This is a genomic window from Variovorax sp. P2_H12 (assembly GCF_056403395.1).
The window spans coordinates 1-465 of record NZ_JBFUFO010000185.1 but is presented as its reverse complement, the minus strand read 5'-3'; the positions used below and the strand labels follow the sequence as shown (position 1 = coordinate 465).

Here is a 465-nt window from a genome sequence, read left to right as displayed (position 1 = left end):
GCTGAAGGCAGCCACTGCGGGACACCCGGACCCGACCGGTGGCGCAGCTTTCCGGCGGTTCGCCGCACGGCCGTTGTTTCCCCAACGCCGGCGAGCCCAGCCGGAAAGCCCTCCGGCAGATATCGCCCGTCTGCGCCTGAGTACGCGTGCGCCACAACTGGCCCGGGTTGAGGACCACTTGATGACGAAGCCCATGGCATCGGCACCGGCGCACGGGGCGGGACCGCCGGACAGTCCCAGGACCCGCCCTGTTACGTGATCCTCTTCATGACGGCACGCGGTGAAGCGGCAACCCTGCTTGTCGGTCCCCGCACCACGGTGACGCCGGCGGCACTGAGCCGCATGACTGTCATGACGCCTGCCGGCGTACCGCGTCAAGTTACCGAGGAAGAACGGCACCACCCCGTGCGGAATCTAGGTCAAATTCCGGATTACCGATGGGGCAGCCCAGGCCCAGCATGGAAC

General features: G+C 67.5%; 1 protein-coding gene. It reads left to right on the top strand.

What is annotated here, in order from left to right; all coding sequences use genetic code 11:
- Positions 1-255 precede the first annotated feature (255 nt).
- On the top strand, positions 256-465 hold a 210-nt coding region (locus AC1DYK_RS35740), incomplete at its 3' end, for a hypothetical protein (RefSeq protein WP_478170576.1).